Raw genomic sequence first — 26872 nt, 5'->3', positions numbered from 1 at the left:
AACTTGACTGAGTCAAGCGCTCGCATCAAAATCAGCATATATGCACATACGCTAGAATGAATAGACATAGTTTTAATATGATTTTTAATGCCTTTAGAAAATATCCATCTATTAAAATATTCAGTATTGGTTGTACTGTTTTAACGCTAGCAGCTTGCTCTCCACTAGGAGGTGGTTCTCTTGCAAAACGCTCAGCTAAACTTTCTACAGGGATTCAAAAGGCCTACGCTGTGCATCCTGATACAGCAAATCGTGTAGCACCAATCATTGTACAAAGTGCCGAACAACATAATGTTGACCCTCTGCTTGTTGCTGCAGTTATTAGGCAAGAATCTAACTATCATGGCTATGCTGTTTCACCTTCAGGCGCAGTTGGGTTTACACAAATTATTCCACGTTATTGGCAGCAGACTTGTCCTGGCGATTTATTCCACGAACATACCAATATCAACTGTGGTACGTATATTTTAAATCATTATAAAAATCAGTCTGGTAAATGGCCTAAAGCTTTAGCCTATTACAATGTAGGGCCTACAGGCTACAATAATAATAGAAAAATGAAAAAACAAGGTAAACGCTATGCGAAACAAGTCAAACAGCACCAAAAAAAATTAAAAGATGCACTTTAATGTTGACTTGTCAGCTTAATAAAGTAGCCAATTCGAGTTGAGTTAAAACCATCCACAGATGGTTTTATTTTGCCTTCTTTTTATATAATTTTTAATTTAATACAGAGATAAAAAAACACCCTCAACGTTAGTTGAGGGTGTTTGAATAATGAGCTGGCGATGACTTACTCTCACATGGGTAACCCCACACTACCATCAGCGCGAAGAGGTTTCACTTCTGAGTTCGGGAAGGGATCAGGTGGTTCACTCTTGCTATTGTCGCCAGCACAACTGTTATGGACTTGTTCGGGTCTTAGTTACATTGCTTTTGCTTGATGCTTTTGCATGTAATGCCTTACTTGGTTCCAAATGAGTTATTAACAGGTTGGCTATTGGGTCTGAAGTTTATTGTTTAGCGTTTACTAAATCAAGTTTTTGTTTGATCGTTAGATCAATATGAAATCAATTGATGCTTTATATACAACTGTTTGGGTGTTGTATAGTCAAGCCTCACGAGCAATTAGTATTGGTCAGCTTCACATATCGCTATGCTTCCACATCCAACCTATCAACGTCGTAGTCTTCAACGGCTCTTTAGGAGGCATAAAGCCTCGGGGAAATCTTATCTTGAGGTAGGCTTCCCGCTTAGATGCTTTCAGCGGTTATCCCTTCCGAACATAGCTACCCGGCGATGCGACTGGCGTCACAACCGGTACACCAGAGGTTCGTCCACTCTGGTCCTCTCGTACTAGGAGCAGATCCTCTCAAATTTCCAGCGCCCACGGTAGATAGGGACCGAACTGTCTCACGACGTTCTAAACCCAGCTCGCGTACCTCTTTAAATGGCGAACAGCCATACCCTTGGGACCTGCTTCAGCCCCAGGATGAGATGAGCCGACATCGAGGTGCCAAACACCGCCGTCGATATGAACTCTTGGGCGGTATCAGCCTGTTATCCCCAGAGTACCTTTTATCCGTTGAGCGATGGCCCTTCCATACAGAACCACCGGATCACTAAGACCTACTTTCGTACCTGCTCGACTTGTGGGTCTCGCAGTTAAGCGCGCTTTTGCCTTTATACTCTACGCGTGATTTCCGACCACGCTGAGCGCACCTTCGTACTCCTCCGTTACTCTTTAGGAGGAGACCGCCCCAGTCAAACTACCCACCAGACATGGTCCTCGTCCCGGATAACGGGACAGAGTTAGAACCTCAACATTACCAGGGTGGTATTTCAAGGACGGCTCCACTCGGACTAGCGTCCAAGTTTCAAAGCCTCCCACCTATCCTACACAAGTAAGGTCAAAGTTCAATGTCAAGCTGCAGTAAAGGTTCACGGGGTCTTTCCGTCTAGCCGCGGGTACACCGCATCTTCACGGCGAATTCGATTTCACTGAGCCTCTGCTGGAGACAGCGCCGCCATCATTATGCCATTCGTGCAGGTCGGAACTTACCCGACAAGGAATTTCGCTACCTTAGGACCGTTATAGTTACGGCCGCCGTTTACTGGGGCTTCGATCAAGAGCTTCGCTTACGCTAACCCCATCAATTAACCTTCCAGCACCGGGCAGGCATCACACCCTATACGTCCACTTTCGTGTTTGCAGAGTGCTATGTTTTTAATAAACAGTTGCAGCGGCCTGGTTTCTGAGGCTGTCAACCGCTCAGGGAGCAAGTCCCATCACCGTCAACAGCGTACCTTCTCCCGAAGTTACGGTACCATTTTGCCTAGTTCCTTCAGCAGAGTTCTCTCAAGCGCTTTGGTCTACTCGACCTGACCACCTGTGTCGGTTTCGGGTACGATTCCAGTGTAACTGAAGCTTAGAGACTTTTCCTGGAAGCAGGGTATCAGCCACTTCACTGTACAAGTACAGCTTGCTATCAGATCTCAGCATAGAGCACCCCGGATTTGCCTAAGATGCATGCCTACTTCCTTTCACCTGGACTACCAACGCCAGGCTGACTTAACCTTCTCCGTCCTCTCATCGCATTACACTGAAGTATTGGAATATTAACCAATTTCCCATCGACTACGCCTCTCGGCCTCGCCTTAGGGGTCGACTCACCCAGCCCCGATTAACGTTGGACTGGAACCCTTGGTCTTTCAGCGAACGGGTTTTTCACCCGTTTTGTCGTTACTCACGTCAGCATTCGCACTTCTGATACCTCCAGCATACTTCTCAATACACCTTCTTCGGCTTACAGAACGCTCCCCTACCACGCATAATAAATTATGCATCCGCAGCTTCGGCACATAGTTTTAGCCCCGTTACATCTTCCGCGCAGGCCGACTCGACTAGTGAGCTATTACGCTTTCTTTAAAGGGTGGCTGCTTCTAAGCCAACCTCCTAGCTGTCTATGCCTTCCCACATCGTTTCCCACTTAACTATGATTTTGGGGCCTTAGCTGGCGGTCTGGATTGTTTTCCTCTTGACTACGGACGTTAGCACCCGCAGTCTGTCTCCCGGATAGTACTCATTGGTATTCGGAGTTTGCATCGGTTTGGTAAGTCGGGATGACCCCCTAGCCGAAACAGTGCTCTACCCCCAATGGTATTCGTCCGAGGCGCTACCTAAATAGCTTTCGGGGAGAACCAGCTATCACCGAGTTTGATTAGCCTTTCACCCCTATCCACAAGTCATCCCCTGGCTTTTCAACGACAGTGGGTTCGGTCCTCCAGTTAGTGTTACCCAACCTTCAACCTGCTCATGGATAGATCACCCGGTTTCGGGTCTATACCCAGCAACTATACGCCCTATTAAGACTCGATTTCTCTACGGCTCCCCTATTCGGTTAACCTCGCTACTGAATATAAGTCGCTGACCCATTATACAAAAGGTACGCAGTCACCGAACAAGTCGGCTCCCACTGCTTGTATGCATGCGGTTTCAGGATCTATTTCACTCCCCTCACAGGGGTTCTTTTCGCCTTTCCCTCACGGTACTGGTTCACTATCGGTCAGTCAGGAGTATTTAGCCTTGGAGGATGGTCCCCCCATATTCAGACAAGGTTTCACGTGCCTCGCCCTACTCGTCATCATTATGTGTGCCCTTTCGTGTACAGGACTATCACCCACTATGGTTGCACTTCCCAGAGCATTCCACTAAAACACACATAACTTAATGGGCTTTTCCCCTTTCGCTCGCCGCTACTGAGGGAATCTCAATTGATTTCTTTTCCTAAGGGTACTGAGATGTTTCACTTCCCCTCGTTCGCCTTGCAACACTATGTATTCATGTTGCAATACCTACCTTAAGGTAGGTGGGTTCCCCCATTCAGACATCTCCGGATCAAAGGATATTTGCCGCCTCCCCGGAGCTTTTCGCAGGCTATCACGTCTTTCTTCGCCTCTGACTGCCAAGGCATCCACCACATGCACTTAATTACTTGACTATACAACCCCAAACAGTCGTTAATCCCTACAAGTAGGATTAAGACAATTAAATAAATAATCTATGATCTATTTAATCTACAGTTCAAAGTCTCGTGCACTTAAGCACCGTACAGCTTCAATCTAAATTCATATACCAAAACGCTTGATTCAGTTAATTTGCTAGTGCTCATTTCAATTCGTAATTAAACCGTAACACCGAAGCATTACTGTCAATCTTGAATTAAATGAGTTGAACAATTTATTTCAGACTCAATTTTGCCAATCTGTTAATGATTTCCTACCGCCTCGTCAGCGAGTAGTTCACTGTGATAAATCACAGAATTTAATAAATCATTAAATCTTTACGATTTAACCTATTTACTAAATTCTGTAATCTTTAGCTTAAAGCTCCAGTATATGTGTGCCTGCGCACAGCATAGCTGTTTGCTTAAATTTCAAGGAAAAGCCTTAAAGCAGTGCTTTAAGTTTTCTGATCTTGAAATTTGGTGGAGACTAGGAGAGTCGAACTCCTGACCTCCTGCGTGCAAAGCAGGCGCTCTACCAACTAAGCTAAGTCCCCAGCTTATCATCTGTGATTCGATGTATCTTCAATTCCTGTAACTTGATTGATTCAATCTAGGTCAAAGTCATGGTGGGTCTGACAAGACTTGAACTTGTGACCCCACGCTTATCAAGCGTGTGCTCTAACCAACTGAGCTACAGACCCTCAGATACATCAATGAAGAACAACTTGTTGTGGATTCTTACCAATCGTCAATCTTTCGTTAAGGAGGTGATCCAGCCGCAGGTTCCCCTACGGCTACCTTGTTACGACTTCACCCCAGTCATCGGCCACACCGTGGTAAGCGTCCTCCTTGCGGTTAGACTACCTACTTCTGGTGCAACAAACTCCCATGGTGTGACGGGCGGTGTGTACAAGGCCCGGGAACGTATTCACCGCGGCATTCTGATCCGCGATTACTAGCGATTCCGACTTCACGCAGTCGAGTTGCAGACTGCGATCCGGACTACGATCGGCTTTTTGAGATTAGCATCACATCGCTGTGTAGCAACCCTTTGTACCGACCATTGTAGCACGTGTGTAGCCCTGGCCGTAAGGGCCATGATGACTTGACGTCGTCCCCGCCTTCCTCCAGTTTGTCACTGGCAGTATCCTTAAAGTTCCCATCCGAAATGCTGGCAAGTAAGGAAAAGGGTTGCGCTCGTTGCGGGACTTAACCCAACATCTCACGACACGAGCTGACGACAGCCATGCAGCACCTGTATGTAGATTCCCGAAGGCACCAATCCATCTCTGGAAAGTCTCTACTATGTCAAGGCCAGGTAAGGTTCTTCGCGTTGCATCGAATTAAACCACATGCTCCACCGCTTGTGCGGGCCCCCGTCAATTCATTTGAGTTTTAGTCTTGCGACCGTACTCCCCAGGCGGTCTACTTATCGCGTTAGCTGCGCCACTAAAGGATCAAATCCCCCAACGGCTAGTAGACATCGTTTACGGCATGGACTACCAGGGTATCTAATCCTGTTTGCTCCCCATGCTTTCGCACCTCAGTGTCAGTATTAGGCCAGATGGCTGCCTTCGCCATCGGTATTCCTCCAGATCTCTACGCATTTCACCGCTACACCTGGAATTCTACCATCCTCTCCCATACTCTAGCTAACCAGTATCGAATGCAATTCCCAAGTTAAGCTCGGGGATTTCACATTTGACTTAATTAACCACCTACGCGCGCTTTACGCCCAGTAAATCCGATTAACGCTCGCACCCTCTGTATTACCGCGGCTGCTGGCACAGAGTTAGCCGGTGCTTATTCTGCGAGTAACGTCCACTTATCCCAGGTATTAACCAGGTAAGCCTCCTCCTCGCTTAAAGTGCTTTACAACCAAAAGGCCTTCTTCACACACGCGGCATGGCTGGATCAGGGTTCCCCCCATTGTCCAATATTCCCCACTGCTGCCTCCCGTAGGAGTCTGGGCCGTGTCTCAGTCCCAGTGTGGCGGATCATCCTCTCAGACCCGCTACAGATCGTCGCCTTGGTAGGCCTTTACCCCACCAACTAGCTAATCCGACTTAGGCTCATCTATTAGCGCAAGGTCACAAGTGATCCCCTGCTTTCTCCCGTAGGACGTATGCGGTATTAGCATCCCTTTCGGAATGTTGTCCCCCACTAATAGGCAGATTCCTAAGCTTTACTCACCCGTCCGCCGCTAGCTCAGTTACCGAAGCAACCTCGCCCGCTCGACTTGCATGTGTTAAGCCTGCCGCCAGCGTTCAATCTGAGCCATGATCAAACTCTTCAGTTAAAATCATTTTGAAGTTTTAATCTAAACTTCCAAATCTGGCTCATCAATTTTCTGACTTAAATTTCGCTCAAATAAACTTCGAGTAATTTAAACCAATCAATCAATGAAATAATTTCGATCAATCAATCAGTAAAAATCCACACAAGTTGTTCTTCATAATCTCTTAATGATCTTCTGTTATTTCGTCAATAACAGCACCAATTCAATCAACACTGTGTTGGTGTGTTGCGTATTCTATACAGTTTTTGAATAGACGCAATATGTTTTTAGGTTTTTTTTCAAAAAAAGTATCATCCGCCCAAGTTTTAAGCGTATTTGATATTTTTATCACACTTTTCTTATGATTTGTCTTTTTTTCGCACGTTGCTAAATTGGTTTTTTTTAAATAAATCCTTTTAAAGCGATAACAAAAAACAACCAGCTCAATTGAGCTGGTTGCAAATTTATATTAATTGGCTTGTTCTGCAAGCCATGACATGAATTTTTGTCGCTCTATTTTACTGGCTTGTTGCCACAATTGAATCAATTGTTGCTCTTTGTCCTGTGTTTGTTTTTGTGTAGGCAATGTGGCTGGGGTAGTTTTTTCAGATGGCAACACTGCTGCCGCGGTATAAACTGCCGCTGGCTGATTCACAGCCGTAGTGTTTTGAGTTGCATCTACTGTTTTGTTGCGTAAGCTACTACTTAACCAACCAGTTGAACTTGCTTTGGCACCTGTTTGTTGTACTAACAATTGATTCTTTTGATTATACAAGCCAACGCTAGGTTGATCTTTAAACTCTTTTGCAGCATCGAAATCTTTAGGTGGATTTACCAAAGCAAGTCGATAGTTTTCACCAACTTGAAGAATTGGAGTTTTGAGCGTAATAACACCCGATTTTAAAATATCGTGCGCACCATTATGATGTTCAAAATATTGTTGATACCGCAAGTTAATGACATTTTCACCCGCATTAACTTTCACTTGCTGTGCAGAACTGAATAAACCTGAACGAATTTCTTGATCATTTACAGCGAGTAACTTAATTTCTTCAGGTACTGTAATGGTTACTGCTGAAAATGCTGAACTACAGGCTATCAATGCAATACTTGCTACGCCTAATTTAAATGCCATATTTTACTCTGTATCATTTATTAAAGTTTGATTGCACTATGCAATGTATAAATGACAGTTTTATGACAACTAATGGTTTCAGGCATTTTCACATGAATAAGGAAGTTGCTAAGACACATCATTAACACTCCCCCCTCAAAACAAAAAAAAGTAGGATGAATCATCACCCTACTTTTTAGTCTGTGCAGTATGTATTGCTAGAGCTTAGTTAAAGCTTTTGAAACGTTCTGCATCATCCATAAATGTTTTTTCACCCGCAGGTGCTTCAATTGAACCAAACACCAATTGAGCACGCAGTTTCCAATTTGCTGGAATGTCATAAGTTTGAGCAACTTCTTCATCTACGATTGGGTTGTAGTGCTGTAATGATGCACCTACATTGATCTCTGACAACGCTGTCCACACTGCGAATTGCGCAATCCCTGTTGAATGCTCTGACCATACTGGGAAGTTGTCTGCATATAGGGGAAATTGTTCTTGTAGACCTTTTACAACATCCTGATCTTCGAAAAATAATGCTGTCCCAAAACCTGCACTAAAGCTGTTAATTTTTGCTTCTGTGTTTTCAAATGCGTCTGCAGGAACTATTTTACGTAAAGTTTCTAAAACGATATTCCAGAATTGCGTATGCGAAGCACCGTATAAAGTCACAACACGTGATGTTTGCGAGTTAAATGAAGATGGGCTTAAGCGAACCGCTTGTTTAATGGTGTTTTCAATAGTTGCCTGATCTACAGGAACGTTTTTACCAAGTGCGTAGATTGAACGACGTTTTTCTAATTGATTCAAAAAAGACATTTTTGATTCCTCTGCAGTATTTTGTAAAAATTGGTTTATTGCAGCGATATTAAGCTTTTTATTCAGCATAAACATTACATAAAATACGACAGTGTGTTTTATGTATAGAACGATTATAGTTTTATAAAGTGACAAATGAATGTGACTGCATCTATATAATAGATCTCTTTCATAAATCAAAAAACGACCTATCTATTGCTGATTATTTGTACCGAAGAATCTTAAACATTCAGGCATAATCTTTGAATGAAATACATCGATTCAAAGAAGCTTTCTGAAACACAGTTTAAGCGATATACCGGCATCTCATGGTCAACCTTTAATTTAATGGTTGAGCAATTGAAAATGCATATTCCTGCCAAAGGTAGACGACCTAAATTAAGCCTAGAAGATCAGATTCTCTTATGTTTAAGCTATTGGCGTGAATACCGAACATTATTCCATGTCGCAACAAGTTATGGCGTGTCAGAGCCCACTGCTTCAAGAATCGTACACCATGTAGAGGACTGCCTCATCAAGTCCAATTTATTTAATTTACCAAAGCATTTGCCTGAAGGTGAAGGTATTGACTGGAATGTTGTGATCGTAGATGCCACAGAAATTCCAATACAAAGGCCTAAAAAAACAGAAGAAAAGCTATAGTGGTAAGAAGAAGGCACATACTTTTAAAGTTCAAGCCATTGTTCATTATAAAACTCAGCAAATTCTGAGTTTATGCACAAGTCGTGGTGCTGTACATGATTTCGAACTTTTCAAACGCAATTTGAATCAGATTCCTGCAGGTGCCTTTATTCTTGCAGATAAGGGTTATCAAGGGATTTACACAGTGTATCGAAATAGCCTATTGCCATTAAAAGCAAAAAAACGTTGCAAACTAGATCCTGAGCTAAAGCTTTATAATCGAGAAATTAACGAAAGAAGAATTGGCATTGAGCATGTATTTGGCAGTTTGAAAACCTTCAAAATCCTTGCTGAGCGATATCGCAATCGAGGAAAAAGATTGGGATTGAGGTTCAATCTAATTGCTGGGATCTATAATTTGGAACTGAGTAAAAAATGATTTATGAAAGAGGTCTAATCTATATACCTATTCTACAGATACAGCCTTTTGCAACATAATATACTGCGGTTCGCTCTTTGCGGCGCATAATAAGAAGCTGATTTGACCAATCCCAATCAAATGCTGTCATTTAGGCATAAAGTTTATATTGATTTTGATAGTTTGCATGACACCTCTCGGTTGCTTCTTCTTCAATTGATCCAAAAACAAGTTGTGAGCGTAATAGCCATGTATTTGGAATATCAAAATGCTCTGCCACAGCGTGGTCTATGCTTTGATTAAAATGTTGTAAAGATGCACCCACACCTGAATCTGCCAGTGCTGTCCACACCACAAATTGTGCCATGCCTGAAGTTTGCTCCGACCAAATTGGAAATTCTGCAGCATGAAATAGAATTTTCTTTTGCAATTGACGAATAACTTGTTGATCTTCATAGAACAATACCGAGCCAAAAGCTGCTGCACATTGTTCAATTTTCATTTTAATACCTGCTAAAACCTGCTTGGGTACAAATTGGCGTTGCAAGTCCTGCACTGAATTCCAAAACTTTTTATGTGATTCAGAAAACAAGCCTACTTTGTGAATGATGTGCCGATAGGCAGCTACGCACAGCTTCCTGAATCAGCTCAGTCATATACGTTTGGCTAAAATGGATGCGTTTACCCAAAGCATGAATACAACGGCGCTTTTTCAATTGATCGATGAAAGTCAGTTCATTACCGTCATGGTTCGGCTTTTTCTTAAGCTTAAAGTCTTTCGTGATATCTGCTGTAAGCACATGACTAATTTTGACTTCCCCAAAAAATCAATCTATTTTTTTTCTTATTCTATCTAGACGGATGTGCTTTTATTCACATTCGTATTTTTAGCTGCTGCTTTATACAACACTCAAACCCGCTAAAAACAAAAAACTCCGCATTTTGCGGAGTTTGTATGAAACTTACAGCATTTTATATTTTTAAGCTTTAAAACTTATTTCTCAGTTTCAAACAGTGCCGCAACAAATGACTTTGCGGAGAATGGACGTAAATCATCAATTTTTTCGCCCACACCAATAAAGCGAATTGGCACATGGGTACGGCTTGCAATGTTAAATAACACGCCACCTTTTGCAGTACCGTCCAGTTTGGTGATGGTGATACCTGTTAAGCCAACAGCCTCATCAAACATTTCAACTTGATTAATGGCATTTTGACCTGTGCCTGCATCTACCACCAACATTACTTCATGCGGTGCAGTCGCATCAATTTTTTGCATTACACGCTTAACTTTAGTCAATTCTTGCATCAGGTTGCTTTTGTTATGCAAACGCCCTGCTGTATCTGCAATTAGCACATCAATGCCTTTGGCACGTGCACTTTCAAACGCATCGAAAATAACAGAAGCACTGTCTGCACCGTGACCTTGTGCAACAACAGCAACATCGTTACGCTCACCCCAGATTTGCAATTGTTCTGTCGCTGCGGCACGGAAAGTATCCCCTGCGGCTAACATGACTTTTTTACCTTCACCCTGTAAGCGTTTTGCTAACTTACCAATGGTTGTAGTTTTACCTACACCATTCACACCCACAACTAAAATCACATAAGGGGTTTTATTGGCATCAATATGTAAAGGTTTTACCCGTGGTGCGAGCAAAGCCACCAATTCTTCTTGCAAAGCCTTGTATAAAGAATGGGAATAAATTAAGTCACCACGCGCAGTACGCTCGGTCAAATTGGCAATAATGGTTTTGGTTGCATCTACACCAATATCTGCGACTAACAGTTGTTCTTCGACTTCTTCTAATAATTCATCATCAATTTCTTTACCGCCAATCAGAATATTCACCATGCCATCGGCAAAGTTTTTACGGGTTTTGGTTAACCCTTCTTTCATGCGACTAAAGAAACCACCTTTCGCAGGTGCTTCCGTGTCTGATGATGTTTCTGCAGCAGGTTCAGACGTTTCTGCTTGTTGTAGAGGTGTTGTTTCAACAATCGGAACATTTACCGCTGGCAAATTCGGTAATGTGACATCATCATCTCCGATATCAGCATCAATCAAAAATTTATTTTGCCCATTAGATTGCTGTTGCATGCCGAATCCTTGAAAAGCATTGCGTTAAAAAATCGGATTCTAACATAAACCAATTGCTTTTACCTCGTATTCCAATCACATAGCTGCATACAAAAAATACCTAAAGCAATGCTTGCCTTTCCGCTTTAATTTTTGAAAGATAAGCCGATAACGATTGATCTCCACTTGCTTATGTTCCAATTTTCGATGAAGTCTGTTTGTGCGTTGGTTTTAGGTTTAACAGCTTCAATTTGCCATGCAGAAGTTTTAACTGCGAATAACACTTTTGAAACCACACTCAACAATGGTTTAAAAGTCATTATTCGTGAAGACCATCGTTCTCCTATGGTGATGACACAAATTTGGTACAAAGTAGGCAGTAGCGATGAGTCGGGAAATACACTGGGTATTTCACACGTACTTGAACACATGATGTTTAAAGGTACAGCCAAAGTACCGAATGATGAATTTACCCGTTTAAGTCGTATTTATGGTGGCAATGTCAATGCAGCGACCTTTATCAATTACACCAATTATTATCAGCTCTATCCAAAAACTTATTTCCCACTGGCTTTAGAGTTGGAAGCCGACAGAATGAGTAATTTGTTGCTTCGCCAACAAGATTTTGAGCCTGAAATTAAGGTGGTGATGGAAGAACGGCGGCAACGTACCGATGATAATCCGCGAGCTTTGGCTTTTGAACGATTTAAATGGATTGCCTACCCAACCAGCCATTATCGCCAACCCATTATTGGTCACATGAAAAACTTGCAAAGCATTCAGCTGCAAGATGTACAGGCGTGGTACAAAAAATGGTATCGCCCCAATAATGCTATTTTAGTGATTGTGGGTGATGTAGATCATCAAGCCGCATTGTTGCAAGTCCAAAAGTATTTTGGAGATATTCCGAAAGCACCTACGCCACCGCGTAATGATGTGTTGGAGTTTGAACAATTAGGTTATCGGCACATGGAATTGTCTGCGGCTATACAAGTTCCTAATTTATATATGGCTTGGAATGTCGACTCACTAGCAACAGCCAAAAATCCTCAAGATGCCTTTGCGCTCACCATCATCAAACAACTATTAGACAGTGGGATTACTTCACGTTTAGAAAAGCGCTTGGTCAGAAATAATAAGATACTTAGCTCCGTCAGTGTCAGTTATGATCCGTATCAACGTGGAGACAGTTTGTTTAGTATTTCGGCATTGCCTGCAGCAGGTGTAGCGTTAAGTGAAGCACAAGCCGCCATTCAAAACGAAGTGGATACGCTAAAACAGGATTTGGTCAATGCAAGTGAGATTGAGCGCGTGGTGACTCAATTTGTTGCCAATTGGATTTATAGTCAGGATGATTTGGCTGGACAAGCCCGAACTATTGGCAATTTAGAAGTCAATGGATTTAGTCACCGTTTAATCGATTTTTTACCACAACACTTCCAAGCAATTACTGCCCAAGATCTTCAACGTGTTGCGCAAAATCACTTTAACAAAGAGAGACTTAGCACCTTGTATTTATTGCCTCAAAGCACTACACCTTAAACTGTGATTTTCATGAAAAAGCATTTATTTTACACGCTTATTTTAAGCACGAGTTTTGGTCTATGTTCTGCTAGCTTTGGGATGGAAACTGCCACCACAGCAGCGCATGATTTTGCTGAAACAGACGTAAGCACGCCTTTGCAATCTCTGAACTTGCTGCACAGTTTAAATGCTGTAAATGAATTGGTCGATGTTCGCGCTCCACAGGTGCATGAATTAAAAAATCATCGAAACGTACGCACTTTATTTGTCGAAAATCCTGCTTTGCCAATGGTTGATATTCAACTGACTTTTAATGCAGGTTCTGCCCGCGATGCAGAAATTGAAAAAGGTTTATTTGGCGTTGCCAATATGGCAGCGCAACTGATGGATGAAGGTACTAAAAGTTATAAGGCTGAAGAAATTGCCGCAGCCTTTGAAACCACAGGCGCACGTTTTAGTGCCACGGCGTACCGCGATATGTTTGTGGTACGGCTAAGAACACTCTCTGATCCGCAGAAAATGCAAACTGCCGTCAAAATGATGTTGGAAATACTAAAAAACTCGACTTTTGAGCGCTCCAATATCCAGCGGATGCAAAGCAATACACAAATCGGACAAAAACAACTGCAAGAAAATCCAAGCCGTTTAATGAATATTCGCTTATATCGCGCAATTTACGGACAACATGCCTATGCAGAACCCATTACAGGCACCAATGGCAGTATCAAACGGATTCAACCAACGCACTTACAACAATTTAGAGATCAGTTTCTGGTCGCGCAAAATATGAATATTGCCATTACAGGCAAATTAACCTTAAAAGAAGCAGAAAAACTTGCCAACACTATAAGCACACATATTGTCCAAGGTACTGCAGCAACAGCTTTGCCACGGCCTACACCTGCAACACGGTTCAACATCCAGCATATTCCTTATCGCTCACAACAAGCGCATGTGAGTATTGCGCAACTTGCGACCACACGCGATGATCCTGATTATTTGGCTTTGGAAATTGCCAATAAAATGCTAGGTGGCAGCAGTTTCAATTCTATTTTGATGAAAGAATTACGAGTAAAACGTGGCTACACTTACGGTGTTAGCAGTTCGTTTCGGTTTACCCAAGCAGCGGGTTTATTTAGCTTAGGCTATTCTACGCGCCAAGATCAGTTACTCGATAGTATTCAGGTCGCTCACCAAAGCTTAATTCAATTTGTGCAACAGCCCATCAATTTGGAGCAATTAAAAGAAACCAAAGCAGGTTTAATTCGTGCTTTTCCTAATCAATACAGCAGTAATGCCAGTATTAATGCCCAGCTTGGACACATCGGTTTTTATCGCCTTCCTGCAAATTATTTAAGTGATTATGCAGAACGCGTGGAGAAAATTACCGCAGAAGATGTACAACGTGCTGTTCGCAAACATTTACACCCAGATAGTTTAACTTTGGTGATTGTGAGCGAACATTTAGATAAAGCGGCATTGGAAAAAATGCTACAGGACAATTTACTTGCGCCAATATCTTTAACACCGACACCGCGCAATATGAAAACGACGCCAATAGATAAAATTACTCTTGCACCAAGGCAGGAAGTTGTTGAGCCCGATCTTGCTCCATCTGATGTGCCTGCATCAATTTTAAATAATGCACATAACGAATTGGACGTTGATTGATTAAACGCACTGCCATGTCTTGGGTATTGGCATACATAGATTGTTGCGACAAACGCTCAACATTTTGAAATTGTTGCACCCCAACTGGGCGATAAAGCGCAACACTTGCTAAAGTTAAAATAATAAAAATGATACTCAGCACAACAATATTATAAATTTGCTCGAGTTTCAGTTGAGAAATAAATTGAATCGTTTTTTGAATTGCGTTGTGCATGACCTACCTCTAATCGCCTTAGTGTAGGATGCCCTTGTGAGTTGTACAAGTTAAACAGCTCAATTTTTACTGTATCGTCACGGTAAAAATTGAGCCTTTTTCTACAAATTCTACAAAGCATTCAGCTTTAGCCAATGGTGCCACGAATTACGGCAAAGTATAAAATCAATGCAATGACTGCAAGCACCAAGAAAATAGCAAATATACTGACACCACCCTCTGCTTCGGCAGGATGCAGTTCGTCTTCATCTGCGATACGGAGTAATTCACCATCATAATTACGGTAAAATTCTATACGATCGCTTCGGTCTAAAGTCTTAGCAAAATCAGCCACACGTTTACGTTGCGCCAAGCAGTATTCACCTAAATGAACGTCTCGACGGAAAATTGCCTCATCTAGTTTTTTACGGTGATGATGTGCCAACTCAATAATTTGAGAAGTCAATGGAGGTACATCAAAAGCACATCCGTCTACGGATCTTGTCATGTTATTCTCCTTTTTTATCATGCTTAGAGCTTTAGTTTAATCAAAATTAAACTTGTTCAATGTTTAATCATGTAAACTTGAAATATGCTAATCAACCCCGATAATTATTTGACAATTCAATCAAATTGTAATATTAGTTTAACAATATAGTGTTAAATTGATATGAAGTCTAAAAGGTAGGCTTAAATAAGTAATCATAATTACAATAAGGAGTTTTATATGATTCAAACAATCTCTCACCATGACTTAGAGCATGTTTATGCAAATGCAGTGAACACGATTCATTCACAAATGGACTTCCAAGATGCGGTAAAACAACTCGAAGAAGCTGCACGCGCAGGACATGGTAAAGCGGCAATGTTCTTAGCAGAATTGTATTATCAAGGTTTCCGTGTAGAACGTGATTCATTGAAAGCGCAATACTGGCAAAACATGGCCACCATGCAAGCATAATAAAACGTCACTTAGGTGGCGTTTTTTTAACTCTTAATTTAGATACTCCAACCATAAATACATATTTATTTACGATTTTAAGCAAAGCTTAAACGGTATATTCATCAATTCTTTTTAAAATATAGCCAAATTTTACAACATTGCTTGATTATGAATCAGATTAACCAACTCCACCCTTTACCAAAGGATTTCCTACTTAAAGTTACACTATTAAAATCAATGATGTACTGCGGTGTACTTTGGGGTTTATTCCATCAAGGTTGGGCAATGAGTTCAGATCACGATGATTATATTTTCCCTTTTTGGTTAAATGCGGTACAGGCGCATAAATATGCAGCTAAGCACTGGCCACAATACATTCCTCGTAAAATTTCCGCGCAGGATTTCGAGACTTCTTTATTACCAACGCTCACTCGTTTAAATGTCACTCCAACCTTATATGGTTCGTCAAGTCAAAAAATTAAACTGACCACTTCACAAATGAAACATTTCTTTTTTAGTGAACCTGCGTTAAATATTGCTTAAATAGTAATGGAATAGCATTGATATAAAATTAACAATCGTGACGCTAAAGTATTTGCAATTTTTATATTTCACGTTACTTTAAAAGTCAAACAATAAACAACAATCAGGATACAGAATATGACCAAGGTAATTCACGTTTTACAAGATAAAGTACATCACGAAATTTACACAATTCGCCCAGAAGCAACGGTTTTAGAAGCTATTAGTTTAATGGCTGACAAAGGCATTGGTGCGTTGGTGGTTACCGATCAAAATAATCATGTGGTTGGTATTCTGTCTGAGCGTGATTACACCCGTAAAGTTGTTTTAATGGAACGAACATCTAAAAGTACAACAGTAAGTGAAATTATGACTGCTAAAGTACTGACCGTGACCAAAAACACCAGTGTTAAAGAATGTTTGAACTTAATTACAGACCATCATTTACGACACTTGCCTGTACTTGAAGATGAACAATTGGTTGGTTTGGTGTCGATTGGTGACTTGGTGAAGGCGACTATGGATGATCAACAGAAATTGATCGAGCAATTACAACAATATATCGCAAGCTAAATGACTGTTTTATTAACCTGCAAAATCTAATTGAAGTTAAATAAAAACCGCCTAAACTTACACGATTAGGCGGTTTTATCATATTCAGTAAAATTAGTTCAAACCTAATTTTTCTGCTACATAGTCAGCATCTTTATCACCACGACCTGAAAGATTGACCACAATTTTCAAGTCTCTTGCCATTTTTGGTGCTTCACGCAAGGCCCAAGCCACCGCATGTGAGCTTTCCAAAGCAGGTACAATCCCCTCTACGCGTGACAAGGTCATAAAGGCATCTAAACACTCTTGGTCTGTTGCTGTTGAATATTCCACGCGACCAATATCTTTTAAAAAGCTATGTTGTGGCCCCACACCCGGATAATCCAAACCCGAAGCAATTGAATGAACTGGCAATGGCTCACCCTGTTCATCTTCAAGCACATAACACGCCATGCCGTGTAACTGACCAGGTTTACCCAAAGTTAAGGTTGCAGAGTGTTGATCTGTATCTAAACCATGTCCTGCAGGTTCTATACCCACAAGCTTAACTTCAGGATCATTTAAGAAGGCAGTAAATGCACCCACTGCGTTTGAACCACCACCCACACATGCCACGATATAATCTGGATTTACCCCAAAGCGTTGTTGGCTTTGCATTTTAATTTCATCGCCAATAATTGCTTGGAAATCACGTACCATTTTAGGAAATGGATGTGGGCCAACCACTGAACCAATTGCATAAATATAGTTTTTCGGATCTTTTAAGTATTCTTCAAAAGCACTGTCTACGGCATCTTTTAAAGTCGCTGTACCACGTGTGACGGATATCAGGTTGGCACCTAAAATTTTCATTTTCACGACGTTTGGATGTTCTTTTTCAATATCAACCTGTCCCATGTGAATTTCACACGGAATGCCCACAAGCGCACATGCCGTTGCCAACGCGACACCATGCTGTCCCGCACCTGTTTCCGCAATCACTTTGGTTTTACCCATATATTTGGCGAGCAATGCTTCACCTAAACAGTGATTGATTTTATGTGCACCCGTATGATTTAAATCTTCACGCTTCAAATAAATTTGTGCACCACCCAACTGCTCAGATAAACGTTTTGCATGAAACAAAGGACTCGGACGTCCTACATAATTGGCAAATAAATCTTTTAATTCATTTTGAAATTCTGCTGTATGACGAATTTCTTCATAAGCAAGGTTAATTTCATCCATGGCTGCTTTTAAATGCGGTGGAATAAACTGCCCGCCATATTGTCCGAAAAAACCTTCTTCATTCGGTAATGCGATGCCATTGATTTGATGTTCCATCTCGATCCCCTCAAATTGAAATTCACGTTGCTTATCGTATTAGTATTTCATCAATATGCACGCAAAATTTTGACTGATATAGATAATAGTTAATGAAAAAAAATGGCGCTTATCGCGCCAAATATTTCGTCATATCTTCAATGCCTTTTAAAGTCATTGGGTACATATGATTTTCAAAAATTTGTCGAATTAATCCAATGGTATGTGTGTAATGCCAATAGCCTTCTTGTTCAGGATTCAGCCATGCGGTTTTTTCAAAATGCTGACGCAGACGTTGTAGCCAAACTTGCCCCGCTTCATCATTCATATATTCCACCGAACCACCAATCGAATTCAGCTCATAAGGTGCCATACTCGCATCACCCACCACAATTACCCGATAGTCGCGTCCATAGGTATTGAATAAATCCCATGTATTCATGCGGGTACTGCTACGGCGTAAATTGTCTTTCCAAACATAGTCGTATAAACAGTTGTGGAAATAAAAAAATTCGAGGGTTTTAAACTCAGTTTTGGCCGCACTAAACAGTTTTTCACATTGGGCGATGTGTGCATCCATCGAGCCACCCACATCAAACAACATCAACACTTTGACGCGATTACGGCGTTCTGGTACCAATTGCACATCTAAAATGCCCTGTTTGGCAGTTTCTCGGATAGTGCCATCAATATCCAATTCTTCAGCTGCACCTTGACGGGCAAATTTACGCAAACGACGCAGTGCCAATTGCATTTGTCGTGTACCTAAAATCTGTTCATCGTCTAAATTTCGATACTGACGCTGCTCCCAGACTTTAACAGCTGAACGCTTACGTCCAGGCCCACCAATGCGTACACCTTCAGGATGATCACCAAAAGCACCAAACGGTGATGTACCGCCCGTACCAATCATACGGTTGCCACCCTGATGCTTTTTATGCTGCTCGCGTAAACGCTCTTCCAGCATTTTCATCAATTCTTCTAAAGAACCTGCTTTTTTCAGCTCTTCGCGTTGTTCTGGCGTGAGATGTTTTTCTAATAGTTCTAAGTCGAACCAGTCTTTGGGCAATTGATGGACTTGCTGCAGTAAATCATCTAAATCAAAAGTGGAAATGCCATCAAAATAATCTTTCATGGCACGGTCAAACTTGTCAAAAAAACGCTCATCTTTGACCATGACGGTTTTAACAAGTTGATAGAATTCATCTTGATCTGCAAAAACCAGACCCGATGCCACCGCCTGATTTAAGTCAATCAATTCACGTGTGGTGACAGGTACACCGTAACGTCGCAAGGTATAAAACAAGCGCACGAACATGGCGTTGTCCTCCCTTAACGACGCGACATAAAGGCTAAACGCTCAAGCAATTGCACATCTTGTTCATTTTTGATTAATGCGCCATATAAAGGCGGAATGGCTTTGCTTTTATCACTATGACGCAAAATATCTTCAGGCATGTCATCTGCCATCAATAGGCTTAACCAATCAATGAGTTCAGAGGTAGACGGTGGTTTTTTTAAGCCGGGAACTTGGCGCAATTTAAAGAAAACTTGTAAAGCTTCTGAAACCAAGCTGCTTGAAATATTCGGGAAATGCACATCGATAATATCGCGCATGGTCGCTTCATCTGGGAAATCAATATAATGGAAGAAACAGCGACGTAAAAAAGCGTCTGGCAGTTCTTTTTCATTATTTGATGTGATGATCACGATTGGACGTTGTGTTGCCGTAATGGTTTCGCCTGTTTCATAAACATAAAACGACATTTTATCGAGTTCATGTAGCAGGTCATTTGGGAATTCAATATCTGCCTTGTCAATTTCATCAATCAACAACACACAGCGTTCTTCGCTGGTAAATGCTTCCCACAATTTCCCGGGTTTAATATAGTTTTTAACGTCATACACACGGTCATCGCCCAGTTGGCTGTCACGCAAACGCGACACTGCATCATATTCATATAAACCTTGCTGCGCTTTGGTGGTCGATTTAATGTGCCATGTAATCAACTTTAAACCCAAACTTTTAGCAACTTGCTCTGCCAATAAGGTTTTACCTGTACCTGGCTCACCTTTCACCAAAAGCGGTTTTTGCAAAGCACGTGCGGCTTTCACCGCAAGTTTTAAACTATCAGTCGCAATGTACTGATCTGTACCCGAAAATTGTTGCGCATCAACAGACATGATTTTACCTTAATTGTTTTAGTTACAGTGGTGAGGTATTTTTCTTGGCTTTATAAGTCGTTTGTTTAAGACAGTATCTTGACCAGAAATAACCGATCAATAAGCCAAGACCGATCACAAATAAAATGGCAGATAAATTAGACCAAACCAATGGGGTTTCTTTGGTTAAAACACCAAAAAGAAGTCCAAAGATGGCTGGGGCAAGTGCTGCATTGCTGCCTTCTGATACTGTTGGGGTAAGTAAAATTGCAAACAGCACAATCCAAGTGATACCACCTAACGGATTGGGCAAGCGTTTGGCAATTTGGTACCAGCACCATAAAATAATGGCACTCCCCAACAAATAAACAGAAACAGCAATTGCAGTTTCAGGAATTGAATCCAATCCAGTCATCACACTATTCATTTCTCAACTCCTGAATAAAGCTTAAGCACCACGTAAACCTTCTGGTTCCACAGCGTTTGGATTAATTAAGCCTTCTGGTGGCACTTGAATAAAGAAGCCACGTGTTTGAATAGAATCCATGACATGCAAAACATTCACACGTGCCAACTTACGGCTTTCAGACAGTTGCAAATCCATTACAAATGTCGCACGACCAAATGCAACTCGCATTGGCTCAGGTAAAACCTCTAGCGGGTTAAACGCTTCTGCTTGATCTTCAGTTTGCTCAGGACGGGCGATGTATAAATACATCTCATCTTTTTTGCTCGATTTATAAATTGAACAGTGCATAAACAACAAAACTCTAAAAACTCAGGCAAAGGATACAACAAAAAAAACCGAGATACATTAACCATTATTAACGCATTGGTCTATGTTTACACTCAAAAAAAGAATGGCGTGAAAATTCATCCATTTTCAGGTGAAAAACGGCTTTATTTAAAATGTGGATCGGTTTGATTTATTCAGCAACTTTCATCTGACCAGACAAATAACGCTCGTCGGCATGTAAAACTTCAATTAAAGGCTTGGTGAGTAATTCATAACGCCAACCTAACAAATAGTTAGGCAAATCTTGCTCATCGTTATGAAATACCACATGCTGATAAAGCGCATTGAGCCATTTTTTACGCAGCAAAACTTCTTTTGGAATTTGAGTTTCCTGTACGGCGCGTTGAATCACCTGTTCTACATTTTCGCCCACTTCTTTTGAAGAATGACGAATTGGTCGCGCCATACGTAATGGCCATTGTGATTGATCAGGCAAATATTTAATTAAATCTAAAATAGTTTTGCCATGTTCACGCACAATATGCGCACGTAAATCTTTAATAGTACTGAGCTGGAACTGATTTTTAGGATTTTTCTCGACCAAGTCCAGCATAGTAGAATTACGCAAAATAAAACTACGTGGTTGGTTTAAGGCTTTTACCATTTGCTCACGCCAAACGGCCAATTGTTGCAATTGCATGAGTTGACGGCGTGAATGACGATAGTTGCCCACATCCTGATACAACAACTCTAAAGGTGTTTCTTCACCAATTTCCTGAGTTAAATTGCGGCAATCTTCTTGTGCAAAATCCAGTAAATAATTTTGTTTTAAGTCGGTTTGTACCTTATCTGCCAATTGCATTAAATACAGCACGTCATTGGCAGCATAATTTAACTGCTCATCGGACAAAGGACGTGCAAGCCAGTCTGAACGGGTTTGCCCTTTATCAATATCGACATTGAGCATGGTTTTTAAAGCATTTTGATAGCTGACTTGTAAACCATGCCCTAAAAATGACATCCCTACTTGGGTATCAAACACGTTATTCAAGTTTTTTTTCTGCGCATAATGATAAATTAAATCAATATCTTCGCCGCAGGCATGAAAAATATTTTGCTGCGCTTGAAACAATTTTTCCCAAAATGCACTTAAATTTAAAGAAGTCCCATCTAACAAATAAACCTGATCATTAATATTAATCTGGAATACGCCTAATTTTGGCCATAAAGTATCAACCTTAATAAACTCGGTGTCTAAACCGTAAATGCTGTTTTGGCTCATTAATGCCAAGACATTTTCAAAGTCTTTTTGTTGATGAATAAATTGGAACATAGTGAGCAGGTAAAACAGGATTCGCTAGGGCTTCATTTTAAACATTAAATAGTAATTAGCTATAAAAATATGTCCAGTATTTTGATTGCTTATCTTATTTGTGATGTCGATAACATGAAAAATTTAATTTTTATCGTTTTTTTATCTTAATTTGATTTTTTTGCCTTTGAATGCAGGTCTTACTTTCTATGAATGATTGATCAGATGGCCATCAACATAATACTCACATAAATCATAGGAAATAAGCACCTAAATGCTTATTTCATTCGCATCCGATTATGCACCGCCTGACTTAAAGTATGACTATCGACATATTCAAGTTCGCCCCCTTGAGGCACACCTTGCGCAATACGAGTCATCTGTACAGGCAAATGTGTAGTCGCTTCGACCAAATAGTGTGCTGTCGCCTGACCTTCTACAGTCGCATTGGTCGCCAAAATGACTTCAGTAATGTTGCCATCGCTTAAACGCTGAACCAAATACGGAATACCAATTTCGTCAGGCCCAATGCCATCTAAAGGTGATAAGTGCCCACCTAAAACATGGTATTTACCACGGAAACTTCCACTTTGTTCAATCGCCATGACATCGGCTGGAGATTCCACCACGCAAAGCAAGTGTGCATCACGGTCATGTGAGGCGCAAATATTGCAGACTTCATCTTCGGTTAATGAATGACAAATTGAACATTCGTGAATATAACTCGTGGCTTCGTTCAAAGCATGAGCCAAACCGACTGCACCTTCTCTATTTTTCATGATCAGGTGCAATGCCATGCGTTGAGCCGATTTTGGCCCAACACTTGGCAAAATGCGTAGCGCTTGTACCAGTTGATCAAAACGATCACTAAACATACGCCGTTCCTTAGAATAAACCTGCCAAGCCCGGTGGCAAGCCCATACCTGAGTTCGCAGACTTCATTTTTTCTTCAGAAATCACTTCGGCTTGACGAGCGGCATCATTCATTGCAGCGGCAATCAAATCTTCAATCATGTCTGCATCGTCTTGCAATAATTCAGGATTAATTTCAATGCGTTTTACCACATTACGGCAAGTCATGGTCACTTTCACTAAACCACCACCCGCTTCTGCATGCACTTCAGTTTGCGCAAGTTCTTCTTTGGCTTTTTTAATGTTGTTTTCCACTTCTTTTTGCATACGCTGCGCTTGCTGCATCAACATATTAATGTTCATAAAAAATCTCCGAACAATTGATCTATTTAGTTTTAAATGAGGTCTAAACCGCGCTCGATGTCGCGAATAATATCATCAATAACTTCCAAGCCAACAGAAACACGAATTAAACCTTCACTAATACCTGCTGCTTGTTTGGCTTCTGCGGTCATTCTGCCATGAGATGTTGTGGCAGGATGGGTAATGGTTGACTTTACATCCCCCAAGTTACTGGTGATAGACAGGAAGCGCGTGTTGTCAATCACGGTCCACGCGCCTTGACGCTCACCTTTCACCACAAACGATACAACACCACCAAAGCCAGACTGTTGTTTTTTCGCCAACTCATGCCCTGCGTGATGCGGCAAGCCTGCATAATACACTTTTTCAACTTTTGGATGTGCATCTAGCCACTCGGCAAGTTTTTGTGCGCTAGCGCAATGTGCTTTCATCCGCAGGCTTAAAGTTTCTAAACCTTTTAAGAAAATCCATGCGTTAAATGGACTTAATGAGTTACCCAAAGTACGAATCACACCGTTGATTTCTTCAACCAGTTTATCTTTGCCCACCACAGCGCCGCCTAAAGCACGTCCCTGCCCATCAATATATTTGGTCGATGAGTAGATAATTAGGTCAGCACCAAATTTAATTGGTTGTTGTAAAACTGGGGTACAGAAGGTGTTATCAACTGCAAATAAAGCATTATTTGCATGTGCAATATCGGCAATGGCTTGTAAATCGCCTACTTGTGCCAATGGATTCGATGGCGTTTCAATAAATAAAAGACGTGTGTTTGGACGAATGGCTTGTTTCCAGCTGTCTAAATCTTCTAAATCAACAAAAGTGACATCGACACCAAACTTCATCACGTATTTTTCAAATAGTGAAATGATCGAGCCAAATACAGCACGTGAACAGACTACATGATCACCCGCTTTAAGATAAGCCAAAGTGATCGCATGAACGGCCGCCATACCCGAACTTGTCGCAACCGCACGTTCTGCACCATCTAATACTGCCAAGCGTTTTTCAAAAGCCTGTACAGTTGGATTGGTATAACGTGAATAGGTATTGCCTTCAATTTCACCTGAGAATTTTGCAGCTGCATCGGCAGCATTTTCACAAACAAATGATGAAGTCAGGAAAATTGGCTCACTGTGTTCGCCTTCAATTGTACGGTTGTGTCCGGTACGAATTGCCAAAGTATCTAATTGATATTCAATGTCGTCGTGTTGACTCATCTTTACTGCTCAGCCCTAAACTTAGTCCTAAGACCTGTTTGTTAAATAATTGCCAACATTTTGAGCGCCAAGCGCATTTAAGGTCAAGGTAAAATGTATAAATATCGCTTAGACTTCATTCAAATCGGCGCCACGTGTGATGGAACACCTCATGAATCAGCTACAAAGAAAATTTAATCCGCACCGAAAAAAGCTTAAAAACCTCAGCACTCGCTTATTTAAAAGCCGTGATTTGATCTTATCTCAGACCACGCCATACGACATCGTGGCACGTTATAAGTATGCGCAGATTCGCTATTACGCTTCGCCAGATAAGCAATATAAAGAGCCGCTGGTTTTTGTTGCGCCTTTAGCAATTACCATGTCGATTTATGACTTATATCCTTATCGCTCTTTAGTGAAACATTTTCAGCATAGCGGTTTTGATGTGTATTTGGTTGATTGGGGACAATTGACCTATCAACATTGTCATTTAAATTTTATGGCTTTTATTCAGGATGCAATCCCTAATTGTATTCAACTCATTTTACAACACGCCAAAGTCGAACAAATTTCACTTCATGGTTGGAGTATGGCGGGGGTATTTGCCATGTTGTACGTGGCAGATCAGCAACCCGCACATATTAAAAACTTGATGGTTTTGGGTAGTCCTGTAGATAGTCATGCTTCGGGGCGAGTTGGTAAACTCTTTCAATCGACCAATCAGCTGATTTCTAAATACCCTAAATTACAACACGCCTTTTATTCAGGAAAAATTCCCAAGCATTTTATTCATACACCAGGTTTAATCAATGCGATTGGTTTTAAGATTTTAGACCCTAGAGCATGGCTTGAAAGCAATAAACAGATGCTCTCGAATCTGCACGACTTACAAACCTTGCATGAAAATGCCACTTTAGCCAATTTTTTAAATAATATGATTGATTATCCTGGTGGGATTAATCAAGACATGATGTTAAATGTGTGGCTGCAAAATCCGCTCAAACAAGGCGCTATTCAACTGAATCAACATACCATTAAGCTTGAAAATATTAATTGTTCACTTTTGGTTGGTGCAGGTGATAGCGATCAAATTGTCACGGCCGAAGCTGCTCAACCTTTATGTGAATTGACAAGTAGTAGCGATGTCACGTTTACTCTCATTCCAGGTGGACATTTAGGTTTAATGTCCAGTCAAAAAAGTGCCAATGAATTCTGGCCTAAACTGACCACATGGTTAGAACAACGATCTAGCAAAATCGCATAAAGAGAGCAAGAACATGATTCAATCAGTTGCATTTATTGGCTTAGGCGCAATGGGCTACCGCATGGCAGCGCATTTACCCAAACATTTTGATACGGTCTATGTCTGGAATCGTAACTTTGCCAAAGCCGAGCAACATGCTGCTGAATATGGCACACAAGCGGTTGAATTGGCTCAAGCGGCTCAAGCAGACATTATTTTTTCTTGCTTACCCACCAGTGCCGTAGTTGAAAAACTTATTGCACAAGTTCAGCTGAAAGCAGGTGCAGTCTGGGTCGATTGCACCAGTGGCGTACCCGAAAGTGCAAGAAAAATGGTACAACAACTTGAATCGCAACAGGTCGACTTTTTAGATGCGCCTGTGAGTGGGCAAACCATTGGGGCAGAAAATGCAACATTAACAGTCATGATTGGTGGTAAAGCAACTGCTTTCGAAAAAGCGCTACCTGCAATTCAGGCTTTTGGTAAAGTGATTCAACATGTAGGTGAACCTGGTGCAGGCTTTGCAGTAAAAGCAGTCAACAATATGTTAATGGCTGTGAGTTTATGTGCTGCAGCTGAAGGTTTTACCGCCTTAAAAGCACATGGCGTAAACTTAAATCAGGCCTTGCAATGTATTAATGCTTCGAGCGGCAAAAGTGCAGTAACGGAAATGATTTTGCCCCAGCGAGTACTGAACCGTGCTTTTCCAAATACTTTTGCTCTACCTTTATTAGCTAAAGATACAGGCATTGCATTAGATTTAGTACGTGAAGCAGCTTTGCCTGCACCTGTACTGGCTTTAACCCAAAGTCTAATTCAAGCAGCAAATTTAAACTCCGAAAAAGACAGTGACTTTTCCACTGTCGTGAAAATGTATGAATTATGGAGTAAGATTACCCTAGAGTAAGAACTCGCCATTGAATATACAGCTATAATCCCAATAATGTGTATTAAGTG

Annotated in this window: 24 protein-coding genes, 2 tRNA genes, 3 rRNA genes and 1 pseudogene; 10 read left to right on the top strand and 20 right to left on the bottom strand. The window is 41.3% G+C overall.

Translation table 11 applies throughout. The features are described from left to right. Positions 1–77: 77 nt before the first annotated feature. Complete coding sequence (locus tag K1T76_RS06645) at positions 78–629, top strand: lytic transglycosylase domain-containing protein (RefSeq protein ID WP_230245636.1); 552 nt, start codon at positions 78–80, stop codon at positions 627–629. A 151-nt stretch (positions 630–780) separates the two neighbouring features. On the opposite strand, the gene rrf is transcribed toward K1T76_RS06645, so the two are convergent. The 7 genes from rrf to K1T76_RS06610 all read right to left on the bottom strand — a co-directional run bounded on the left by rrf (position 781) and on the right by K1T76_RS06610 (position 8218). Continuing rightward, positions 781–895, bottom strand: a 5S ribosomal RNA gene (gene rrf / locus K1T76_RS06640). 212 nt (positions 896–1107) lie between these two features. Further along, positions 1108–4001, bottom strand: a 23S ribosomal RNA gene (locus K1T76_RS06635). A gap of 484 nt (positions 4002–4485) precedes the next feature. After that, a tRNA-Ala gene (locus K1T76_RS06630) sits at positions 4486–4561 on the bottom strand. Positions 4562–4631: 70 nt separating this feature from the next. Beyond that, positions 4632–4708: transfer RNA gene (locus K1T76_RS06625), tRNA-Ile, on the bottom strand. 59 nt (positions 4709–4767) lie between these two features. Further along, positions 4768–6306: ribosomal RNA gene (locus K1T76_RS06620) — 16S ribosomal RNA — on the bottom strand. The 16S, 23S and 5S rRNA genes sit together here with 2 tRNA genes alongside, the layout of an rRNA operon. A 448-nt stretch (positions 6307–6754) precedes the next feature. Then, complete coding sequence (locus K1T76_RS06615) at positions 6755–7420, bottom strand: DUF2057 domain-containing protein (protein WP_230244804.1); 666 nt, start codon at positions 7418–7420, stop codon at positions 6755–6757. 204 nt (positions 7421–7624) lie between these two features. Beyond that, on the bottom strand, positions 7625–8218 hold the full coding sequence (locus K1T76_RS06610; protein ID WP_019837901.1) for a nitroreductase family protein: 594 nt from the start codon (positions 8216–8218) through the stop codon (positions 7625–7627). A 246-nt stretch (positions 8219–8464) separates the two neighbouring features. Between K1T76_RS06610 and K1T76_RS06605 the strand changes: the two genes are divergently transcribed. Together K1T76_RS06605 and K1T76_RS06600 are read left to right on the top strand one after the other, a co-directional pair. Beyond that, positions 8465–8860 (top strand): transposase family protein, encoded by a 396-nt coding sequence (locus tag K1T76_RS06605; RefSeq protein WP_230244802.1) that lies wholly within the window; start codon positions 8465–8467, stop codon positions 8858–8860. Beyond that, complete coding sequence (locus tag K1T76_RS06600; protein WP_230244800.1) at positions 8808–9278, top strand: transposase; 471 nt, start codon at positions 8808–8810, stop codon at positions 9276–9278. The genes K1T76_RS06605 and K1T76_RS06600 overlap by 53 nt, the downstream gene beginning before the upstream one ends. 130 nt (positions 9279–9408) lie before the next feature. Here the strand turns inward: K1T76_RS06600 and K1T76_RS06595 are convergent. Together K1T76_RS06595 and ftsY are read right to left on the bottom strand one after the other, a co-directional pair. After that, positions 9409–10066, bottom strand: a pseudogene (locus K1T76_RS06595) (nitroreductase family protein). Between the two features lie 185 nt (positions 10067–10251). Beyond that, on the bottom strand, positions 10252–11358 hold the full coding sequence (gene ftsY, locus K1T76_RS06590) for a signal recognition particle-docking protein FtsY (protein ID WP_230244798.1): 1107 nt from the start codon (positions 11356–11358) through the stop codon (positions 10252–10254). Positions 11359–11529: 171 nt separating this feature from the next. Between ftsY and K1T76_RS06585 the strand changes: the two genes are divergently transcribed. After that, positions 11530–12879 (top strand): M16 family metallopeptidase, encoded by a 1350-nt coding sequence (locus K1T76_RS06585; protein ID WP_230244796.1) that lies wholly within the window; start codon positions 11530–11532, stop codon positions 12877–12879. Between the two features lie 12 nt (positions 12880–12891). Continuing rightward, on the top strand, positions 12892–14532 hold the full coding sequence (locus K1T76_RS06580) for a M16 family metallopeptidase (protein WP_442780673.1): 1641 nt from the start codon (positions 12892–12894) through the stop codon (positions 14530–14532). Here K1T76_RS06580 and K1T76_RS06575 read toward each other — a convergent pair. Continuing rightward, positions 14429–14746, bottom strand: coding sequence for a hypothetical protein (locus K1T76_RS06575; RefSeq protein ID WP_180064704.1), 318 nt, complete (start codon positions 14744–14746; stop codon positions 14429–14431). The genes K1T76_RS06580 and K1T76_RS06575 overlap by 104 nt on opposite strands. A gap of 127 nt (positions 14747–14873) precedes the next feature. Then, positions 14874–15233, bottom strand: a complete 360-nt coding sequence (locus K1T76_RS06570; RefSeq protein ID WP_230244795.1) for a hypothetical protein — start codon at positions 15231–15233, stop codon at positions 14874–14876. 219 nt (positions 15234–15452) lie between these two features. Between K1T76_RS06570 and K1T76_RS06565 the strand changes: the two genes are divergently transcribed. The 3 genes from K1T76_RS06565 (at position 15453) to K1T76_RS06555 (ending at position 16763) form a co-directional block, all read left to right on the top strand. After that, positions 15453–15686: a hypothetical protein gene (locus tag K1T76_RS06565; RefSeq protein ID WP_230244793.1), complete on the top strand. Its 234-nt coding sequence runs from the start codon at positions 15453–15455 to the stop codon at positions 15684–15686. A 150-nt stretch (positions 15687–15836) separates the two neighbouring features. After that, positions 15837–16211 carry a DUF2750 domain-containing protein gene (locus tag K1T76_RS06560; protein WP_230244791.1) on the top strand — a complete coding sequence of 125 codons (375 nt, stop codon included), beginning with the start codon at positions 15837–15839 and terminating at the stop codon, positions 16209–16211. Positions 16212–16328: 117 nt separating this feature from the next. Further along, a complete protein-coding gene (locus K1T76_RS06555) occupies positions 16329–16763 on the top strand; it encodes a CBS domain-containing protein (protein WP_230244789.1) in 435 nt (144 codons plus the stop codon). Positions 16764–16856: 93 nt separating this feature from the next. Here the strand turns inward: K1T76_RS06555 and trpB are convergent, their stop codons facing one another. The 9 genes from trpB to K1T76_RS06510 all read right to left on the bottom strand — a co-directional run bounded on the left by trpB (position 16857) and on the right by K1T76_RS06510 (position 24690). Then, a complete protein-coding gene (trpB, locus tag K1T76_RS06550; protein WP_230244787.1) occupies positions 16857–18065 on the bottom strand; it encodes a tryptophan synthase subunit beta in 1209 nt (402 codons plus the stop codon). Between the two features lie 109 nt (positions 18066–18174). Continuing rightward, a complete protein-coding gene (locus K1T76_RS06545) occupies positions 18175–19362 on the bottom strand; it encodes a vWA domain-containing protein (RefSeq protein WP_230244785.1) in 1188 nt (395 codons plus the stop codon). Positions 19363–19376: 14 nt separating this feature from the next. Beyond that, on the bottom strand, positions 19377–20228 hold the full coding sequence (locus K1T76_RS06540) for an AAA family ATPase (RefSeq protein WP_230244783.1): 852 nt from the start codon (positions 20226–20228) through the stop codon (positions 19377–19379). A gap of 22 nt (positions 20229–20250) precedes the next feature. Then, positions 20251–20634 (bottom strand): hypothetical protein, encoded by a 384-nt coding sequence (locus K1T76_RS06535; protein WP_230244781.1) that lies wholly within the window; start codon positions 20632–20634, stop codon positions 20251–20253. Positions 20635–20655: 21 nt separating this feature from the next. Next, complete coding sequence (locus K1T76_RS06530; protein WP_004976615.1) at positions 20656–20964, bottom strand: YcgL domain-containing protein; 309 nt, start codon at positions 20962–20964, stop codon at positions 20656–20658. Between the two features lie 169 nt (positions 20965–21133). Next, a complete protein-coding gene (locus K1T76_RS06525) occupies positions 21134–22276 on the bottom strand; it encodes a ribonuclease D (RefSeq protein WP_230244779.1) in 1143 nt (380 codons plus the stop codon). 257 nt (positions 22277–22533) lie between these two features. Beyond that, complete coding sequence (recR, locus tag K1T76_RS06520) at positions 22534–23130, bottom strand: recombination mediator RecR (RefSeq protein WP_230244777.1); 597 nt, start codon at positions 23128–23130, stop codon at positions 22534–22536. A 10-nt stretch (positions 23131–23140) separates the two neighbouring features. Beyond that, the gene (locus K1T76_RS06515; RefSeq protein WP_230244774.1) at positions 23141–23470 is read right to left on the bottom strand and encodes a YbaB/EbfC family nucleoid-associated protein; all 330 of its coding nucleotides are present in this window, start codon (positions 23468–23470) and stop codon (positions 23141–23143) included. A gap of 32 nt (positions 23471–23502) precedes the next feature. Continuing rightward, on the bottom strand, positions 23503–24690 hold the full coding sequence (locus K1T76_RS06510) for an O-succinylhomoserine sulfhydrylase (RefSeq protein WP_230244772.1): 1188 nt from the start codon (positions 24688–24690) through the stop codon (positions 23503–23505). A gap of 151 nt (positions 24691–24841) precedes the next feature. On the opposite strand from K1T76_RS06510, the gene K1T76_RS06505 reads away from it, so the two are divergent. Continuing rightward, positions 24842–25936, top strand: a complete 1095-nt coding sequence (locus K1T76_RS06505) for an alpha/beta fold hydrolase (RefSeq protein ID WP_230244770.1) — start codon at positions 24842–24844, stop codon at positions 25934–25936. A gap of 13 nt (positions 25937–25949) precedes the next feature. Continuing rightward, on the top strand, positions 25950–26822 hold the full coding sequence (locus tag K1T76_RS06500) for an NAD(P)-dependent oxidoreductase (protein WP_230244768.1): 873 nt from the start codon (positions 25950–25952) through the stop codon (positions 26820–26822). The last annotated feature ends 50 nt before the right edge of the window (positions 26823–26872 follow it).

Source organism: Acinetobacter sp. PW68, from assembly GCF_020982655.1.
GTDB classification, from domain to species: Bacteria; Pseudomonadota; Gammaproteobacteria; order Pseudomonadales; family Moraxellaceae; genus Acinetobacter; species Acinetobacter towneri_A.
This window is presented reverse-complemented; position numbering and strand designations above follow the sequence as displayed.

Coding starts and splice junctions, on each gene's coding strand:
- K1T76_RS06505 (WP_230244770.1), top strand. CDS start 24,842: ATGAATCAGCTACAAAGAAAATTTAATCCGCACCGAAAAAAGCTTAAA.
- K1T76_RS06545 (WP_230244785.1), bottom strand. CDS start 19,362: ATGTTCGTGCGCTTGTTTTATACCTTGCGACGTTACGGTGTACCTGTC.
- K1T76_RS06510 (WP_230244772.1), bottom strand. CDS start 24,690: ATGAGTCAACACGACGACATTGAATATCAATTAGATACTTTGGCAATT.
- K1T76_RS06540 (WP_230244783.1), bottom strand. CDS start 20,228: ATGTCTGTTGATGCGCAACAATTTTCGGGTACAGATCAGTACATTGCG.
- K1T76_RS06555 (WP_230244789.1), top strand. CDS start 16,329: ATGACCAAGGTAATTCACGTTTTACAAGATAAAGTACATCACGAAATT.
- K1T76_RS06585 (WP_230244796.1), top strand. CDS start 11,530: ATGTTCCAATTTTCGATGAAGTCTGTTTGTGCGTTGGTTTTAGGTTTA.
- trpB (WP_230244787.1), bottom strand. CDS start 18,065: ATGGAACATCAAATCAATGGCATCGCATTACCGAATGAAGAAGGTTTT.
- K1T76_RS06570 (WP_230244795.1), bottom strand. CDS start 15,233: ATGACAAGATCCGTAGACGGATGTGCTTTTGATGTACCTCCATTGACT.
- K1T76_RS06535 (WP_230244781.1), bottom strand. CDS start 20,634: ATGAATAGTGTGATGACTGGATTGGATTCAATTCCTGAAACTGCAATT.
- K1T76_RS06610 (WP_019837901.1), bottom strand. CDS start 8,218: ATGTCTTTTTTGAATCAATTAGAAAAACGTCGTTCAATCTACGCACTT.
- K1T76_RS06605 (WP_230244802.1), top strand. CDS start 8,465: ATGAAATACATCGATTCAAAGAAGCTTTCTGAAACACAGTTTAAGCGA.
- ftsY (WP_230244798.1), bottom strand. CDS start 11,358: ATGCAACAGCAATCTAATGGGCAAAATAAATTTTTGATTGATGCTGAT.
- K1T76_RS06615 (WP_230244804.1), bottom strand. CDS start 7,420: ATGGCATTTAAATTAGGCGTAGCAAGTATTGCATTGATAGCCTGTAGT.
- K1T76_RS06515 (WP_230244774.1), bottom strand. CDS start 23,470: ATGAACATTAATATGTTGATGCAGCAAGCGCAGCGTATGCAAAAAGAA.
- recR (WP_230244777.1), bottom strand. CDS start 23,130: ATGTTTAGTGATCGTTTTGATCAACTGGTACAAGCGCTACGCATTTTG.
- K1T76_RS06530 (WP_004976615.1), bottom strand. CDS start 20,964: ATGCACTGTTCAATTTATAAATCGAGCAAAAAAGATGAGATGTATTTA.
- K1T76_RS06645 (WP_230245636.1), top strand. CDS start 78: ATGATTTTTAATGCCTTTAGAAAATATCCATCTATTAAAATATTCAGT.
- K1T76_RS06500 (WP_230244768.1), top strand. CDS start 25,950: ATGATTCAATCAGTTGCATTTATTGGCTTAGGCGCAATGGGCTACCGC.
- K1T76_RS06565 (WP_230244793.1), top strand. CDS start 15,453: ATGATTCAAACAATCTCTCACCATGACTTAGAGCATGTTTATGCAAAT.
- K1T76_RS06525 (WP_230244779.1), bottom strand. CDS start 22,276: ATGTTCCAATTTATTCATCAACAAAAAGACTTTGAAAATGTCTTGGCA.
- K1T76_RS06575 (WP_180064704.1), bottom strand. CDS start 14,746: ATGCACAACGCAATTCAAAAAACGATTCAATTTATTTCTCAACTGAAA.
- K1T76_RS06580 (WP_442780673.1), top strand. CDS start 12,892: ATGAAAAAGCATTTATTTTACACGCTTATTTTAAGCACGAGTTTTGGT.
- K1T76_RS06560 (WP_230244791.1), top strand. CDS start 15,837: ATGAATCAGATTAACCAACTCCACCCTTTACCAAAGGATTTCCTACTT.
- K1T76_RS06600 (WP_230244800.1), top strand. CDS start 8,808: ATGCCACAGAAATTCCAATACAAAGGCCTAAAAAAACAGAAGAAAAGC.